This is a genomic window from Comamonas sp. Z1 (genome assembly GCF_008121555.1).
GTDB lineage: Bacteria > Pseudomonadota > Gammaproteobacteria > Burkholderiales > Burkholderiaceae_C > Comamonas > Comamonas thiooxydans.
The window spans coordinates 317933-333017 of the sequence record NZ_VOQT01000004.1 but is presented as its reverse complement, the minus strand read 5'-3'; the positions used below and the strand labels follow the sequence as shown (position 1 = coordinate 333017).

General features: G+C 63.4%; 12 protein-coding genes. 7 read left to right on the top strand and 5 right to left on the bottom strand.

What is annotated here, in order from left to right; all coding sequences use genetic code 11:
• Window positions 1-8 precede the first annotated feature (8 nt).
• A complete protein-coding gene (locus tag FSY45_RS10405; protein WP_003064464.1) occupies window positions 9-662 on the bottom strand; it encodes a DedA family protein in 654 nt (217 codons plus the stop codon).
• 381 nt (window positions 663-1043) lie between these two features.
• Between FSY45_RS10405 and FSY45_RS10400 the strand changes: the two genes are divergently transcribed.
• The 3 genes from FSY45_RS10400 (at window position 1044) to FSY45_RS10390 (ending at window position 4614) form a co-directional block, all read left to right on the top strand.
• The gene (locus FSY45_RS10400; RefSeq protein WP_003064462.1) at window positions 1044-1292 is read left to right on the top strand and encodes a hypothetical protein; all 249 of its coding nucleotides are present in this window, start codon (window positions 1044-1046) and stop codon (window positions 1290-1292) included.
• A gap of 110 nt (window positions 1293-1402) precedes the next feature.
• Window positions 1403-3640 (top strand): DNA mismatch repair endonuclease MutL, encoded by a 2238-nt coding sequence (mutL, locus tag FSY45_RS10395; RefSeq protein WP_080944443.1) that lies wholly within the window; start codon window positions 1403-1405, stop codon window positions 3638-3640.
• A gap of 98 nt (window positions 3641-3738) precedes the next feature.
• On the top strand, window positions 3739-4614 hold the full coding sequence (locus FSY45_RS10390; RefSeq protein WP_046461257.1) for a MurR/RpiR family transcriptional regulator: 876 nt from the start codon (window positions 3739-3741) through the stop codon (window positions 4612-4614).
• Window positions 4615-4713: 99 nt separating this feature from the next.
• Here the strand turns inward: FSY45_RS10390 and FSY45_RS10385 are convergent, their stop codons facing one another.
• Window positions 4714-5418, bottom strand: coding sequence for an aspartate/glutamate racemase family protein (locus FSY45_RS10385; protein ID WP_046461256.1), 705 nt, complete (start codon window positions 5416-5418; stop codon window positions 4714-4716).
• The gene (locus FSY45_RS10380) at window positions 5415-6908 is read right to left on the bottom strand and encodes an MFS transporter (RefSeq protein ID WP_046461255.1); all 1494 of its coding nucleotides are present in this window, start codon (window positions 6906-6908) and stop codon (window positions 5415-5417) included. The genes FSY45_RS10385 and FSY45_RS10380 overlap by 4 nt, the downstream gene beginning before the upstream one ends.
• Window positions 6909-7433: 525 nt before the next feature.
• Here FSY45_RS10380 and gdhA point away from each other — a divergent pair.
• Entirely contained in the window at window positions 7434-8780 is a 1347-nt protein-coding gene (gene gdhA / locus FSY45_RS10375) for an NADP-specific glutamate dehydrogenase (protein ID WP_003064453.1), read from the top strand.
• Window positions 8781-8884: 104 nt separating this feature from the next.
• On the opposite strand, the gene FSY45_RS10370 is transcribed toward gdhA, so the two are convergent.
• Window positions 8885-11590 (bottom strand): HAD-IC family P-type ATPase, encoded by a 2706-nt coding sequence (locus tag FSY45_RS10370; protein ID WP_046461254.1) that lies wholly within the window; start codon window positions 11588-11590, stop codon window positions 8885-8887.
• Between the two features lie 441 nt (window positions 11591-12031).
• Between FSY45_RS10370 and FSY45_RS10365 the strand changes: the two genes are divergently transcribed.
• The 3 genes from FSY45_RS10365 (at window position 12032) to FSY45_RS10355 (ending at window position 14063) form a co-directional block, all read left to right on the top strand.
• A complete protein-coding gene (locus tag FSY45_RS10365) occupies window positions 12032-12973 on the top strand; it encodes a tripartite tricarboxylate transporter substrate binding protein (RefSeq protein ID WP_080771282.1) in 942 nt (313 codons plus the stop codon).
• Window positions 12974-13150: 177 nt separating this feature from the next.
• Window positions 13151-13603, top strand: coding sequence for a cupin domain-containing protein (locus FSY45_RS10360; RefSeq protein ID WP_080944442.1), 453 nt, complete (start codon window positions 13151-13153; stop codon window positions 13601-13603).
• A 94-nt stretch (window positions 13604-13697) separates the two neighbouring features.
• Window positions 13698-14063, top strand: coding sequence for a DUF5329 domain-containing protein (locus tag FSY45_RS10355; RefSeq protein ID WP_046461253.1), 366 nt, complete (start codon window positions 13698-13700; stop codon window positions 14061-14063).
• A gap of 16 nt (window positions 14064-14079) precedes the next feature.
• On the opposite strand, the gene FSY45_RS10350 is transcribed toward FSY45_RS10355, so the two are convergent.
• Window positions 14080-14955 (bottom strand): methylglyoxal synthase, encoded by an 876-nt coding sequence (locus tag FSY45_RS10350; RefSeq protein WP_012837335.1) that lies wholly within the window; start codon window positions 14953-14955, stop codon window positions 14080-14082.
• Window positions 14956-15085: the final 130 nt, after the last annotated feature.

The window sequence follows — 15085 nt, the reverse complement described above, 5'->3', positions numbered from 1 at the left end:
AGCGCGGATCAGGCGGTCCTGGCCTTTTCGGCCTTGCCGGCGCGCCAGGCACCGAAGATGGCGATCAGACCCGGCACCAGGATCAGACCCCAGATGATTTTTTCAAGATTGTTCTTCACCCATTCCATATTGCCGAAGAAGTAGCCTGCGGCGCTGATGCCCACCACCCAGAGCACTGCCCCCACGACATTGAACAGGCTGAACTTGGCGCGGCTCATATGAGCCACACCGGCCACGAAAGGTGCAAAGGTGCGGATGAAAGGCATGAAGCGCGCAAGAATGATGGTCACGCCGCCATAGCGCTCATAGAAGTTGTGGGCCTGGTCAAAAGCCTTGCGGTTGAACCAGCGCGAGTCCTCCCACTGAAACACCTTGGGGCCCAGGTAGCGGCCTATCGTGTAATTGCTCTGGTCACCCAGGATGGCTGCTGCCAGCAGCACCACCACCGCCAACGGGTAGCTCATGTAGCCGGCTCCGCACAGCGCGCCGACGATGAACATCAGCGAGTCACCGGGCAGGAAAGGCATGACCACCACACCGGTTTCGACAAACACGATGATGAACAGCAGGGCATACACCCAGGGCCCATAGGCCACGACAAAGGCTTCCAGATGCTTGTCGATATGCAGGATGAAGTCGATCAGAAACTGAATGATTTCCAAAACACGGTCCTCAAAAATGGATTGGCATACCGGCGTATGCCGGCCAGTAATGTACTGCGCCCCCAAAGCCCGCAGACGCTCCACCCTTTGCTGTAGTGCCATGTTTTTGAGAGCAAACTCACAGCTGCTTGCAGACTGCAACAAGGCCGGCCTTTTAATGCTGGTTTGTTACAAGTTTTGATAAAACTAAACGTCAACAATACGTCAGCTTGCCATTTCTGCTGGCACAGTAGAGATGTGTCGCCGCAAGCCGTGCATTGCAAATCACGACATCGGCCCCCTGGCCAACAAAGTCCGGCATCTCCAGCCTCCCGCATGTGCAGGAGTGGGTACAGAGACCAGACCGCTTTCCATAACTAGCACGACGAGAGGAATACGAACATGAAGACATTCACAATGCGCTATGGCAAGGCCCTGACTCTGGCAGCCGCACTGACCGGCGCCCTGGCACTGGGCGGCTGCGCCCATGGCCCCAGCCGTCAGCAAGTCGGTATCGGCGCAGGTGCCGTGGCCGGCGGTGCAGTGGGCAACGTGCTGTTTGGCGGCCCCGTGGGCACCATCGGCGGTGCTGCCGCCGGTGCGCTGATCGGTAACGAACTGACCAAGGGCGGCTACCGCCACCGCCACTAAGCCCTGCGCCCACGGACTGAACAAAGAGCTGCCAGAAATATTCCGGCGGCTCTTTGTGTTTTCGCCCTTCAAAAAACTCACTTCCCGGCCGGTTTGTACAGCCGCCTAGAATGGTTGCCGTGAACGCAACCAGCCCCGAACTCTCCCCCTCCCCTACCGAAACCGCCGACCAGGCTGCCCCCGTGCGCCGGCCGATTCGCGACCTGCCCGACGAGCTGATCAGCCAGATCGCTGCCGGCGAGGTGGTCGAGCGCCCCGCCTCCGTGGTGCGCGAACTGGTGGACAACGCTCTGGACTCGGGCGCAGCCCAGATCACCGTGCGCCTGCTGGCCGGCGGTGTGCGCCTGATCGCGGTGGAAGACGACGGCTGCGGCATCCCGCGCGACGAGCTGCCCGTGGCCCTGCGCCGCCATGCCACCAGCAAGATCAGCGATCTGCACGATCTGGAAACCGTGGCCACCATGGGCTTTCGCGGCGAGGCACTGGCCGCAATTGCCTCGGTATCGGAAACCTCCATCTTCTCGCGCCCCGCAGGTCAGGACTCGGCCTATCTGCTGGATGCACGCAGCGGCGAGCTGCGCCCCGCCGCACGCAACCAGGGCACGACCGTAGAGGTCAAGGAGTTGTTCTTCTCCACGCCCGCGCGTCGCAAATTCCTCAAGACCGATGCCACCGAGCTCGCGCATTGCATAGAGTCCGTGCGTCGCCATGCACTGGCTCGCCCCGATGTGGGCTTTGCCATCTGGCATGAAGGCAAGCTCGTCGAGCAATGGCGCGCTGCCGGCAGCACGCCCGACGAAGCCTTGTCGCGCCGCCTGGCCGATGTGCTGAACGACAAATTTGTCGACAACTCGGTCGCCGTCGATCACTGGGCCGGCCCCGTCCATGTCACGGGCCGCGCCGGCATCCCGGACGCGGCGCGCTCGCGTCCCGACCAGCAGTTCTGCTATGTCAACGGCCGCTTTGTGCGCGACAAGGTATTGACACATGCGGCCCGTGCAGCCTACGAGGACGTGCTGCACGGCAACAAGCAGCCGGTCTACGCGCTCTACATAGAGATCGACCCCGCGCGTGTGGATGTGAACGTGCACCCCACCAAGATCGAGGTGCGTTTTCGCGACAGCCGCGAAGTCCACCAGGCGGTGCGCCACGCGATCGAGAACGCGCTGGCCACGCCGCGCGCCGCAGCCGTGGTCGAGGCGGCGGCCCAGGAAGCCGCACGCCAGCCCGGCCTGATCGACGACAGCACTGCCACGCCTGTCGCGGCCAAGGCCGCGACCAAGCCAGCCGCAACCCCGGCCTGGCCGCAAACCCGCATGAGCTTTGGCGAACCCGCCATCGGCAACCCCGTGCGCGATCTGGCCAAGCTCTGGGAGCCCATGCGTGAAGCCACTGCGGAAGCCGCACCCGCGCCCCAGATGGCGACTGCGGCACCAGCCCCAGCGAACGCCACGCCCGCGACGCCTGAATCGGCCACCGGCGCGACCACGATCACCAACACCACGGCCATGCCAAGCCCCGTGCCTCAGCCCGAGGACGAAGGTATCAGGCTGCGCCCTTCGGGCCAGTCCAGCTACTTTCAGCGAAAAGCGCCTGCACCCCAGATGCAGGAAGCACCAGCCGCTACGGAGATCGTTGCCAATGCTGCAGCTGCAGCCCCGGTCGAACCTGCTGCTGCCACGCACACTGCCGAACATGCCGCAGCGCCAGCAGCGCAACCACCCGTAACGGCTGCGGCAGACAACACCCCCGTCTGGCCGCTAGGCCGGGCCGTGGCCCAGCTGCATGGCGTCTATATCCTGGCCGAGAACAGCCAGGGCATGGTCATCGTGGACATGCATGCCGCCCATGAGCGCATCGTCTACGAGCAGCTCAAGAATGCCGTGAATACGGAAAATGGCGACCAGCAGATTCCCAGCCAGCCGCTGCTGATTCCCGCCACCTTTGCCGCAACGCCCGAGGAAGTCGCCACGGCCGAGGCCCATGCAGAGACCTTGCTGACCCTGGGCATGGAAGTCTCGCCCTTCTCGCCCAAGACCCTGGCCGTGCGCGCCGTGCCGGCCACGCTGGCCCAGGGCGATGCCGTGGAGCTGGCGCGCAGCGTGCTGGCCGAACTGGCCCAGCATGACGCAAGCACCGTGGTGCAGCGCGCGCGCAACGAGATTCTGGCCACCATGGCCTGCCACGGCGCGGTGCGCGCCAACCGCAAGCTCACGCTGGACGAGATGAATGCACTGCTGCGCCAGATGGAGGTGACCGAGCGCTCCGACCAGTGCAACCATGGCCGCCCCACCTGGCGTCAGCTCAGCATGAAGGAGCTGGATGCGCTGTTTCTACGCGGGCGCTGACGGCAGCTCGGCAATGGCCGCCAAATAGCCGCTACATTGCCAATATCGACCAAAACAGCGGGCCGGCAGATCAGCGGGCCCGCCTGCCATCCGCCGTCATGAACCCCAGTCCCTCCACCCCGGAACCCGCCGAAGCCCATTCCTTCATCGCCCGCGTGCGTGCGGCCCTGCCGCAGCTGCCGCCCTCGGAGCGGCGGCTGGCTGAATTCCTGCTGGATTTTCCCGGCAATCTGTCGAGCTATGCGGCGGCCGAGATGGCCAAGCTCACGGGGGTCTCGAATGCCACGGTCACACGCTTCATACAGCGGCTGGGCTATGAGGGCTACGAGGATGCACGCCGCCATGCCCGCGCCCAGGGCGATAACGGCTCACCACTGTTTCTGGCTGCCGCATCGGCCCAGGGCCGGCCCACGGCGGATGTGATTGCCACCCATCTGCGCCAGGCCTCGGAGAATCTGGCTGTCACCATAGGACAGATCTCGGCACAGCAGCTGGAGGACATCGCCCTGACCCTGATCGGCGCGCGCCAGCTGTTCTTTGTCGGCTATCGCCAGAACCGCAACTTTGCCGCCTATCTGCGCTGGCAGCTGCTGCAGGCACTGGAGATGCCCAGCCAGGTCATTCCCGGCGCCGGCGAGACCCTGGGCGAATACGCGGCCCAGATCGGCGAAAACGATGTTGTGGTGATCTTTGCCCTGCGCCGCAGCGTGCGCGTGGTCAGCGAGTTCGCGCGCCAGGCCAGGCTGCTGGGTGCCCGCCTGATCTGCATCACCGACCATGCCAGCCCGGCCCCCGAGGCGGACTGGCTGCTGCGCGTGCAGACCTCGGCGCCGGGACCGCTGGACAATCACACGGCGCTTTTCATGCTCTGTCACCTGATTGCCACGGCCACCTTGCAGCAAAGCGGGCAGCCGGGGCGCAGACATATGGCGGCCATCGAGACCAGCCACGATGCGCTGGACGAGATGCTATGAAATCAAAAGCTTGTTGCGCTTGTTATTCATAGACTTCAGATATTTTTCAATCTGAAAAACATGAATGACTGGCGGTATAAGCTCTTGAATCAATAGCAATCAGCTAGCGACGGCGAACGACAGGCCGGCCAGCGCCGCCTGCATCGCGGCCACCACGGGCGACAGCACCGGCACCTCAAAGCGCGGCGCCAGCCACAGCGCGGCTTCGGACAACGGGCCGCCGCCGATCACCACGGCCTGTGCGCCATCGCGCTGCACGCATTGGGCCACGGCATCGCCCAGGCGCTCGCACTGCAAGGCCGGATCTGCAGCCAGCACCAGCGGCTCGCCCTGGGCAATGCGGGTGCCGCAGAACCAGGGCGTCAGGCCCAGCGCCTCGACCGAGGCGGCAATCGAAGCCTCCAGCCCCGGCGTGGTCGTCGCAATGCCAAAGCGGCGCGGGCGGCCCTGCTCATCCCGAGCGGCCTGCAGCATGGCGGCTTCGCCTATGCCGAAGGCGGCAACCCGCTCCGGCAGGGCCGCACGCAGCAGCTCCAGCCCCGGATTGCCGAAAGCGGCCACGATGATGGCCCGGCCGGCCTGGCTGTCATCGCCCTGGGCAAAGCCCAGGCCCAGCCGCAGCACCTCCTGCTCGGCGATCTTCAGTCCCGCCTCGTCGGTAATCATGGCCGCACCCCGCCCGGCCGTCGCGCCGTGCAGCAGCACGCCGGGCGGCAGACAGGCCCGCGCCTGTCTGAGCATCAGCGCCGTGGTCTGCTGCGAGGTATTGGGGTTGACCAGCAGAATATGCATGCCAGCCTTCATGCCGTGCGCTCCTGGCCAGCAGCGACCACGCCTGCAGCGGCAGACTCCTGCTCGGCATGGGATTCGCCGCCCGTGCCTTCCTCGATGGAGCGGCCAAAGGTCTCGGGGGCAAACTGAACGGCAATCGCAAAGATGAAATACATGGCCGCGATCATGCCGAACATTCCGGAGACGCCGTGCAGGTCGAACATCTTGCCCGCCAGCACCTGGGACATGGCGCCGCCAATCGTACCCAGCGCCAGCAGGAAGGAGGTTCCCAGCGCCCGGATGCGCGTGGGGTAGAGCTCGGGCGCAAAGATCCAGATGGAGGTGTTGAGCGTCAGCACGCAGAACTGGAACAGCGCACCGCAGACCAGGATCATGGCCACGCTATCGGTGAAGTTGCCGAACGCCAGCCCCGCCAGACAGGCGGCAATCGCCCCTACCGTCAGCACCCGCTTGCGCGGAAAGTAATAGCCCATGGTCGATGCCGCGATCGCCCCAAGCAGACTGCCCATCTGCATGACGATGGTGAAGCTGAAGCTCTTGGTGATGGAATAGCCCTGGGCTACCAGAATCGTCGGCATCAGCGTGAGCACCGAGAGCTGCGCGCCAAACGTCATCCACGAAGCCACGCCCACGGCAATCGTGCGCCGCGCATAGCCGCCCCTGAAGATGTCGGTGAAGGAGCTGCGCTGCACGGTCTGAGCGGCAGCCGTCTGCGCCTGGGTGCTGCCTGGGGTGATGAACTCGCGCAGCTCGTACTGCGCATTGGCCAGCTTGCCGGCCGCCAGCATGCTCAGCACCTGATTGGCTTCCTCGACCCGTCCCTTGGAGAGCAGAAAGCGCGGCGTCTCCGGCACGAAGCGGCGGTAGAACACGATGAAGATGGCCGGCATGACCAGGCAACCGAACAGCCAGCGCCAGGAATCATCGCCCGGGAACAGCGTGAACACGCCCAGCGCAAATGCCGGCGCCAGCATATTGCCCAGACCGCCGCCGCCCACATTGATGAGACCGACTGCCGTGCCGCGAAAGCGGGCCGAGCAGAACTCCGCCAGCATGGTCACGGCCGTGGTGATTTCTCCACCCAGACCAAAGCCCACGATGGCACGCGCCACGGCCAGGAAAGCGTAATCGGGTGCCAGTGCGCAGCCGACGGCCCCCAGCGTGAACAGCGCCAGGTTCACATTGAGCATGAAGCGCCGTCCCATGCGATCGGCCAGGTAGCCCGAAAGCAGGCGCCCCATGGCGGCGGCAAAGAAAGTGATGGTGTTGAGAAAGGCAATGTCCGTCGCATCCAGCCCCCATTGCTGGCGCAGCAGGGGGCCGACCAGGCCGACCGCGTTCTGTTCGAACACATCGAAGAGCACGCCGCAGACCACCAGAAAGATGATGCTTTTGTGCGAGCGCGTCACGCCGATCTGGTTGAGCGCATTTTCCAGTTGCTGCATCTGCGCCGCACTGGCTTTGCCTGACGCCGAGGGCGTCACGGGGATCTCACCTGCCATATCCACCTCCTATGTGCTAATGACCGCCCAGGCGCTGGGCCGGTAATCCGAGTTTGAAATTAATTTTTCATATTTAAATTTATGAAAAATTTTTTTCAAATCCATGTTTACCCAGCCCCGATGCTTGGTGAAAGAGGCCATCCCCAGGCTCATGTGACTGCCGTGATGAAAAAACAATTTCACAACTGCAGATTACGTGCCTGAAATCACATGCACCACAGTGGTGCTAACACAGATAAGACAGGGCGAACGCATGAGGCCGGCCGTCACGCAACGAAAACACTTGTGCGACAGACCGCAAAAATGTTTTTACGACACCGGAATGAAAAATCCTTTACTTCAAATGCACCATCCAAGTGCCTGAAAACTAAGAATAAATACGGCAGCAATGTTCCAAATTCGGGCATGAGCGCACCAGAATTGCGCTCTCATGCACCGAATCCATGCATGACGGCATAACTTTTTGGCATAATTTTGGTTTCGCGAGTTTCAGCGCATTCCTCTGTCCCTGTCAGAAAGTTCTCTATGAAGTACGAGTCCGTAGGCCAATTCCTGGAAGAAGTGGCACAACGCAACCCCGGTCAGCCCGAATTCCTGCAAGCCGTCACCGAAGTGATGGAAAGCCTGTGGCCCTTCATCGAGAAGAATCCCAAGTACGCCGAGCACGCCCTGCTGGAGCGCCTGGTCGAGCCCGAGCGCATCATCCAGTTCCGCGTGAGCTGGACTGACGACAAGGGCCAGGTGCAGGTGAACCGCGGCTTCCGCATCCAGCACAGCATGGCCATCGGCCCCTTCAAGGGCGGTCTGCGCTTCCACCCCTCGGTCAACCAGTCCGTGCTGAAGTTCCTGGCTTTCGAGCAGACCTTCAAGAACGCACTGACCACGCTGCCCATGGGCGGCGGCAAGGGCGGCTCCGACTTCGACCCCAAGGGCAAGAGCCCTGCCGAAGTCATGCGCTTCTGCCAGGCTTTCGTGTCCGAGCTGTTCCGCCACGTGGGTCCCGACACCGATGTGCCCGCAGGCGACATCGGCGTGGGCGGCCGTGAAGTGGGCTACATGGCCGGCATGTACAAGAAGCTGTCGAACACTGCGGCTTCCGTGTTCACGGGCAAGGGCCTGTCCTTCGGCGGCTCGCTGATCCGCCCCGAAGCCACCGGCTACGGCACCGTCTACTTCGCCCGTGAAATGCTGGCCACTCGCGGCCAGTCCTTTGAAGGCAAGACCGTGTCCGTGTCCGGTTCGGGCAATGTGGCTCAGTACGCCGTGGAAAAGGCCATGGAACTGGGCGCCAAGGTCGTGACCGTGTCCGACTCCTCGGGCACCGTGTACGACGCTGCAGGTTTCACCACCGAAAAGCTGGCCATCCTGATGGACGTGAAGAACCACAAGTACGGCCGCGTCAGCGACTACGCCAAGCTGGTTTCCGGCGTGGAATTCCTGGCCGGCAAGAGCCCCTGGTCCATCAAGGTGGACGTGGCCCTGCCTTGCGCCACTCAGAATGAACTGAACGAAGCCGATGCCAAGACCCTGATCGCCAACGGCGTGCTGTGCGTGGCTGAAGGCGCCAACATGCCCTCCACCAACGAAGCCGCCCGCGCCTTCGAAGCTGCCGGCGTGCTGTACGCACCCGGCAAGGCATCCAACGCCGGTGGCGTGGCCACTTCGGGTCTGGAGATGTCGCAAAACTCGGCCCGCCTGTCCTGGCCCGCTGAGGAAGTGGACGCCCGTCTGCTGCAAATCATGCAAAGCATCCACGCTGCTTGCGTGAAGCACGGCAAGCGCGAAGACGGCACCATCAGCTACATCGACGGCGCCAACATCGCCGGCTTTGTGAAGGTGGCCGACGCCATGCTGGCACAAGGCGTGATCTGAGCGTCAGGCGCTCGTCACTCGCAAGAAAGGCCCTTCGGGGCCTTTTTTCATGCCCTCGGCCAGGCGATGAAACGGCTGCTTGAATGCCTTGCGTGCACAGCGCTCTAGGCCCGCACGCCCAGCCTCATCCAGCGTATCAAGAGCTTCTCGACCTCCAGCAACAGCAGCAGGGCAACACCCAGCCCTATCGCCAGCAGTCCGGCCGCCAGGTCGACAGGACGGCTGTCGAACAGCGCCTGCATGGGCGGGGTGTAGGTGAACAGCAGTTGCACCAGGGTGACGCCGGCCACGCCCAGCAGCACTGCCGGGGTGCCCAGGACGCCGCGCAGGCTCAGCGAGGTTCCCTGCGTGTAGCGCACGCTGAACAGATAGAAGATCTCCATGATCACCAGCGCATTGACCACGATGGTGCGAGCCAGTTCGACCGAGTCACCGCGGCGCAGCGACCACTCGAACATGCCGAAGCAGCCCAGCGCGAACAGCACCGAGACCAGGGCGACGCGCCACAGCAGATAGGGCTGCAGCAGTTGCTCGTCCGGCGAGCGCGGCTTGCGCTGCATCAGCGTGGGCTCGGGCGGCTCGAAGGCCAGCGTCAGGCCCAGGGCCACGGCGGTGACCAGATTGACCCAGAGAATCTGCACCGGAGTGACGGGCAGGGACAGGCCCAGCAGAATCGCCGCGACGATGACAATCGCCTGACCGCCGTTGGTCGGCAAGGTCCAGGCAATGACCTTGCGCAGGTTTTCGTAGACGGTGCGCCCTTCCTTGACGGCGGCGACGATGGTGGCGAAGTTGTCGTCGGCCAGCACCATGCCTGCGGCCTCCTTGGCGGCAGCCGTGCCGGTGATGCCCATGGCCACACCGATGTCTGCACGCTTGAGTGCCGGTGCGTCGTTGACGCCGTCACCAGTCATGGCGATGACGCTGCGATCTGCCTGCAGGGCCTGCACCAGGCGCAGCTTGTGTTCCGGACTGGTACGGGCAAATACCGTGGAGGCTCTGGCCACGTCGATCAGCTGGGCATCGTTGAGCCCGTCCAGCTCATGGCCTGAAGTGACTCGGATGATGTCGGCCAGCGCCAGTTCCCTGGCGATGGCGGCAGCGGTGGCCGCATGGTCGCCGGTGATCATCTTCACGGCAATGCCGGCGCTGCGGCATTCGCGCACGGCCTCCTTTGCCGATTCTCGCGGCGGATCTATCATGCCCAGCACGCCAAGCAGGGTCAGATCCTTGACGTCGGCCATGTCCACCCTGTCCTTGGCATCCTCGGGTGCGAAGCTGGCCAGACCCAGCACGCGATAGCCTTTGGCCGCCAGGACATCGACCTGCTCCAGCCAATAGGCTGCATCCAGCGCCTGCACGCCTTCAGCGCCCTGCTGGTCGCGGCACATGGCAAGAACCTGCTCCGGAGCCCCTTTGACGAAAACCACGGCTGGAGCATCAACTGGGCGGTGCAGAGTGGCCATGTAGCGGTGGACGGCATCAAAGGGAACCTCGTCGAGTCGGCGCCAGTCCTGACGCAGGCGCTCCACATCCAGACCGGCGCGTGTGGCCAGGGTCACCAGCGCGCCTTCCATGGGATCGCCTTCGACTGTCCAGGCCGTACCTTCGGCATGTCTTACATGGGCGTCGTTGCAAAGTGCCGCGCCCGTGGCGAAGTGCAGCAGCTGCGGATGCAGCGCAGGCTCGATCTCCTCGCCCGCCAGGGTGAAACGCCCCTGGGGCGCATAGCCCTCGCCTTCTATGTCTAAGCGGGAACCGGGCAGCACCACGGCGCGCACGCTCATTTCGTTGCGTGTCAATGTGCCGGTCTTGTCGGAGCAGATGACCGAGACGGCGCCCAGTGTTTCAACCGCCGGCAGACTGCGCACGATGGCATAGCGTGCGGCCATGCGCTGCACGCCAATGGCCAGCGCTATGGTCATGACCACGGGCAGGCCTTCGGGGATGGCCGATACGGCAATGCCCACCACAGCGATAAAGGCGTCGGCTATGTCGTAGTCGCGCACCCATAGTGCGAAGCAGAACATCAGCGCGGACAGGCTCAGTATGGTGATGGTGAGCTGGCGCGCGAAACGGTCCATCAGCCGCGTCAGCGGGGTGGCCAGTGTCTGCACCGAACCCAGCATGGTGCTGATCAGGCCCAACTCGGTACGCGGGCCCGTGGCCACCACCACGCCCAGGCCTTGCCCCGCGGCAACCAGGGTGCCGGAGTAGGCCATGGAGAAGCGGTCGCCGAGAGCGGCATCGGCGGCCACCGGATCGGCCGACTTGTCGACGGCGACCGATTCCCCGGTCAGCATGGCCTCGTCCAGCTTCAGGCTGCTGGCGCGCAGCAGGCGCAGATCGGCCGGGACGCGATCGCCAGCCTCGAGCAGCACACAGTCGCCGGCAACCAGCTCCTCAGCAGGCACCGCCATGCGCAATCCGTCGCGCAGCACATTGGCGCGGCTGGAAACCATGGCCTTCACGGCGTCCAGCGCCTTCTCGGCACGGCCTTCCTGCACGAATCCGAAGACCGCATTGATCAGCACCACCGCGAGGATCACCCCCGTATCGACCCAATGCTGCAGCAAGGCGGTGACCACGGCCGAGCCCAGCAGCACATAGATCAGCAAATTGTTGAACTGCGACAGAAAGCGCGCCAGCATGCTGCGCGAAGCGGCAGCAGGCAGGGCATTGGGCCCTTGCTGCTGCAAGCGCTCGCGGGCCTCTCCAGAGCTCAGCCCGGCGGCAGTCGATTGCAATTGAGCGAGTACGGTATCGATAGCCAACGCGTGCCAGGCGGCAACGCGGTTCTGTTCCTGCATCTGAGACTCCCTGACGATTCAACTGAAACGCTTGTGAGCCGGATCTGTGCCCGGTTGGCTGGCTGCCGCGGAGAACGCGCCGTTGCATGGTATGCGCTGGGCAGGCCCTGCCACTGACTATAAGCAGGAATGTCGATCATTGATTGACTGCAACGGGCTGATTGCCCCCGCCAGCCAACACTGCAGCGAAATCGGACTTTCAAGCTCGGCAGTGCGCCCTGCAGCTGGTTCAGCCAGCCGTACCGGCGCGAGGCACCGGCTAAAAATCATGAAGCACTGGTTTTCATGGATTCCTATTCACATTGAATCTCATGACAATCAATTAAATTTTGTTGAGCAATTCAACACAAATCACTGAATCAACCTTCACCACAAATAATTGTGGAACTTATGAATCCAGACCGCGCCACTCTTTCCCGCCGACTTTGCATTGCCTGTGCCATGACCAGCCTGTTCGCAGGCGCGGTGCAGGCACAGGATGTCTATCCCAGCAAGCCCATCCGCATCGTGATTGGCTATGCCCCGGGCGGCTCTGTCGACATGGTCGGCCGCGTGGTCGGGGACATACTGGCCAGGCAGTTGAACGCTACCGTCGTGGTGGAGAACGTGCCGGGTGCCGCAGGCGTGGTGGGTGCGCAGCGCGTGGTCTCGGCCAAGCCCGACGGCTACACCTTGCTGGCCGGCTCCAGCAACGAAATGGCGGGCACCAAGTTTGTGAATGCCGCGCAGAAGTACGATCCGGCTGTGGATCTGACCCCGGTGAGCCTGACCGCCCAGGCCCCCAATCTGTGGGTGGCCGGTGCGCATGTTCCTGTCAAAACCGTGGATGACTTCGTCAAACTGGCCAAGGCCAACCCTGGCAAATACAGCTACGGCAGCCCCGGCATTGGCTCGACGCCGCATTTTTCGGGAGAGCTGATCAAGAAGACTGCGGGTGTCTACCTGGTTCACATCCCCTACAAGGGCTCTCCCGCCATGACCAGCGATCTGGGCGGCGGCAACCTAGACTTCGCCATCCTCTCGCCAACCGCTGCCGCCCCGCTGGCGCAGTCCGGAAAGATCCGGATTCTGGGCGCCACCACGGCCACCCGCATCGCCACGCTCAAGGAGGTGCCGGCGCTGGCAGAACACCCCGCGCTCAAGGGCTATGCCCTGAGCGGCTGGTTTGCTTTGGCTGCCCCCAAGGGCCTGCCTCCGGAAGTGCTGGCCAAGCTGCAAAAAGCGATACAGACAGGTCTCGCCGATCCGGCCATCCGCCAGAAGCTGGAAGCAGCGGGAACCCCGCCCGCCAAGGGCAATGAAAGCCTTGCCCAGGTGATGCGCACCGACATGGACAAATACGCCGAGCTGGTGAAGTTCGCGAGGATCACGGGCGACAACTAAGGCAGCGGCCTGCAGCGCCATAGGCTTTTCTGCCCGCAGGGCCTTGCATCACCGCGCCCGGGTTTGTTTTCGGCGCCCCTGCGACTAGGGCTGCCCCCATGGCATGGCCGCACTCCTTCCCGGTAAAAGTGACAGGTTTCACAACTTGTTTCTGTAAAAACCGTGGGGGGTAATTTCATGTCCTTGATTCGCCGCGCCAGCTTTTCGACCCTGCTTTGCAGCAGCGCCTTCATGCTGTTCAGCCAGAATGCCCTGGCCCAGGCTGCTGCGTCCCAGGCGGGTATGCCCCAGCCGGGTGCGGCCCAAACCGGAGGCCTGTCCCGGACCATGGTCGGCAAGGCCGATGTTTCGGTACCAGGCCGCGAAGCCGTGGTGGCCAAGGTGGAGGTCGCCCCAGGCTCGCGCGCGGGCCGCCACACCCACCCTGGCGACGAGATCAGCTATATCAGCGAGGGCGAGGTCGATCTGCTGATCGACGGCCAGCCGCCGCGCACGCTCAAGGCCGGCGAAACATTTGTCGTTCCCGCAGGCGTGATTCATGATGCACACAATGCCAGCAATGGCACGGTCAAGCTGATTGGCGTGTATGTCGTGGAGAAGGGCAAGCCTCTGGCCACGCCAGCCCCTTGAGCAGCACACGGCTTCGACCGACCAAGCCAAGGCCGCAGTCCATCGCTGCGGCCTTTGTTCCTTGCTCGGCTCTTCTTCTGTAGGATCAACCCACATGAAGCACACCGTTACCGCCTTGCTGCTAGGTGCAGCCTGCAGCTTGAGCCTTGCCGCATCGCCCACGCCGGCAGCGACTCAGGAGATCGAGTATCTGATCGGCCACCTCAAAGCCTCGGGTTGCGAGTTCCAGCGCAATGGCAGCTGGCATGACAGCGCCAAGGCCGCCGAGCATCTGCGCGGCAAATACGACTATCTGCTCAAAAAGGGCTGGGTGGCGACGGCCGAGGACTTCATTGCCCGCGCAGGCACGGAGAGCAGCATCAGCCACAAGCCCTACCAGGTGCGCTGCAGCGGCAAGGAGGCCGAAGCCAGCGCCAGCTGGCTGCAGGCCGAGCTCAAGCGCTACCGCAACCGCCAGTAGCGCTCAGCACCCCGCCTCAGCCTGCGCGCTTGACGGCCGCATCGCACCAGCGCTGCGCCACCTGGGGCGAGGTGCTGCAGACGGCATCGTGCGTGACCGTGGTCACGGCGCGCTCCAACAACTGAATATCGGCTTCGTGCTGGCGTGCCACATGGGGGTCTTCGAAGAAGATGGCGCGGTGGCAGCGCTTTTCCAGAACCAGATCGGCAATCTGCGCATCACCGCCCAGCGGACCACTGTTGTAGCGGTCCACCCAGGGCTTGTCAGCTGGCCAGCCCTTGCTCCAGGCCATTTCGTTGAGTTTCTGACCCGTTGTGCCCGTACCCACGCGGCGGCGGTAGCGGCTGAGCAACTCGAAGTTGTGTGCTGCAAAGTCCAGCATGGTGGGCTTCATGGCATCGTGGGCGATCAGCGCCAGCGTCTGGTTCTCATAGTCGTGAAAGCGGTCGGCATTGCGGTCGCGCGCCAGGCCGGCGTGAATGCGCTCCATCTCGATCCAGTCGCGCGTGGAGGCGACCGTGGAAAGAAAAGGCTTGCCGTGGATCACGCACTGGCGCTTCAAGGCCAGGGCTTCGGGGAAGATGGACGACGGATCCACCGGGTCCATCAGATAGATGGCGCCATCGAGAGTGCGCTCGTCACCCTCCATGCCCACCACCTCGGCCACCAGCCTCATGAGCCCGCCCTCGCGGCCATAGGGATAGCGCACCAGGCCTTTGTAGCCCTGGAGCATGCTGGCCGCCGTGATGGCATCATAGGTGCGGCCCACGGTATGAAAGCCCAGCTTGAGCTCGCGAATTCCGGCCTCGCAGGCGCGCAGCAGGGCAAACAACGCGGCATCCTCGGTTTGGTGGTGGAGTTTGTTGGCGGCAAGGCCCAGGCAGATCGACATAGTGAACTAATCCTTCAAACAGGCTTCAAACGCTCGCAAACTCTGCGTAACCAGCTATGCATTTGCGGCTTGAAACACCCGCAAGAATATCGCCAATTCATGCACTCCAGATGACTGGGGCCAGGTCAGA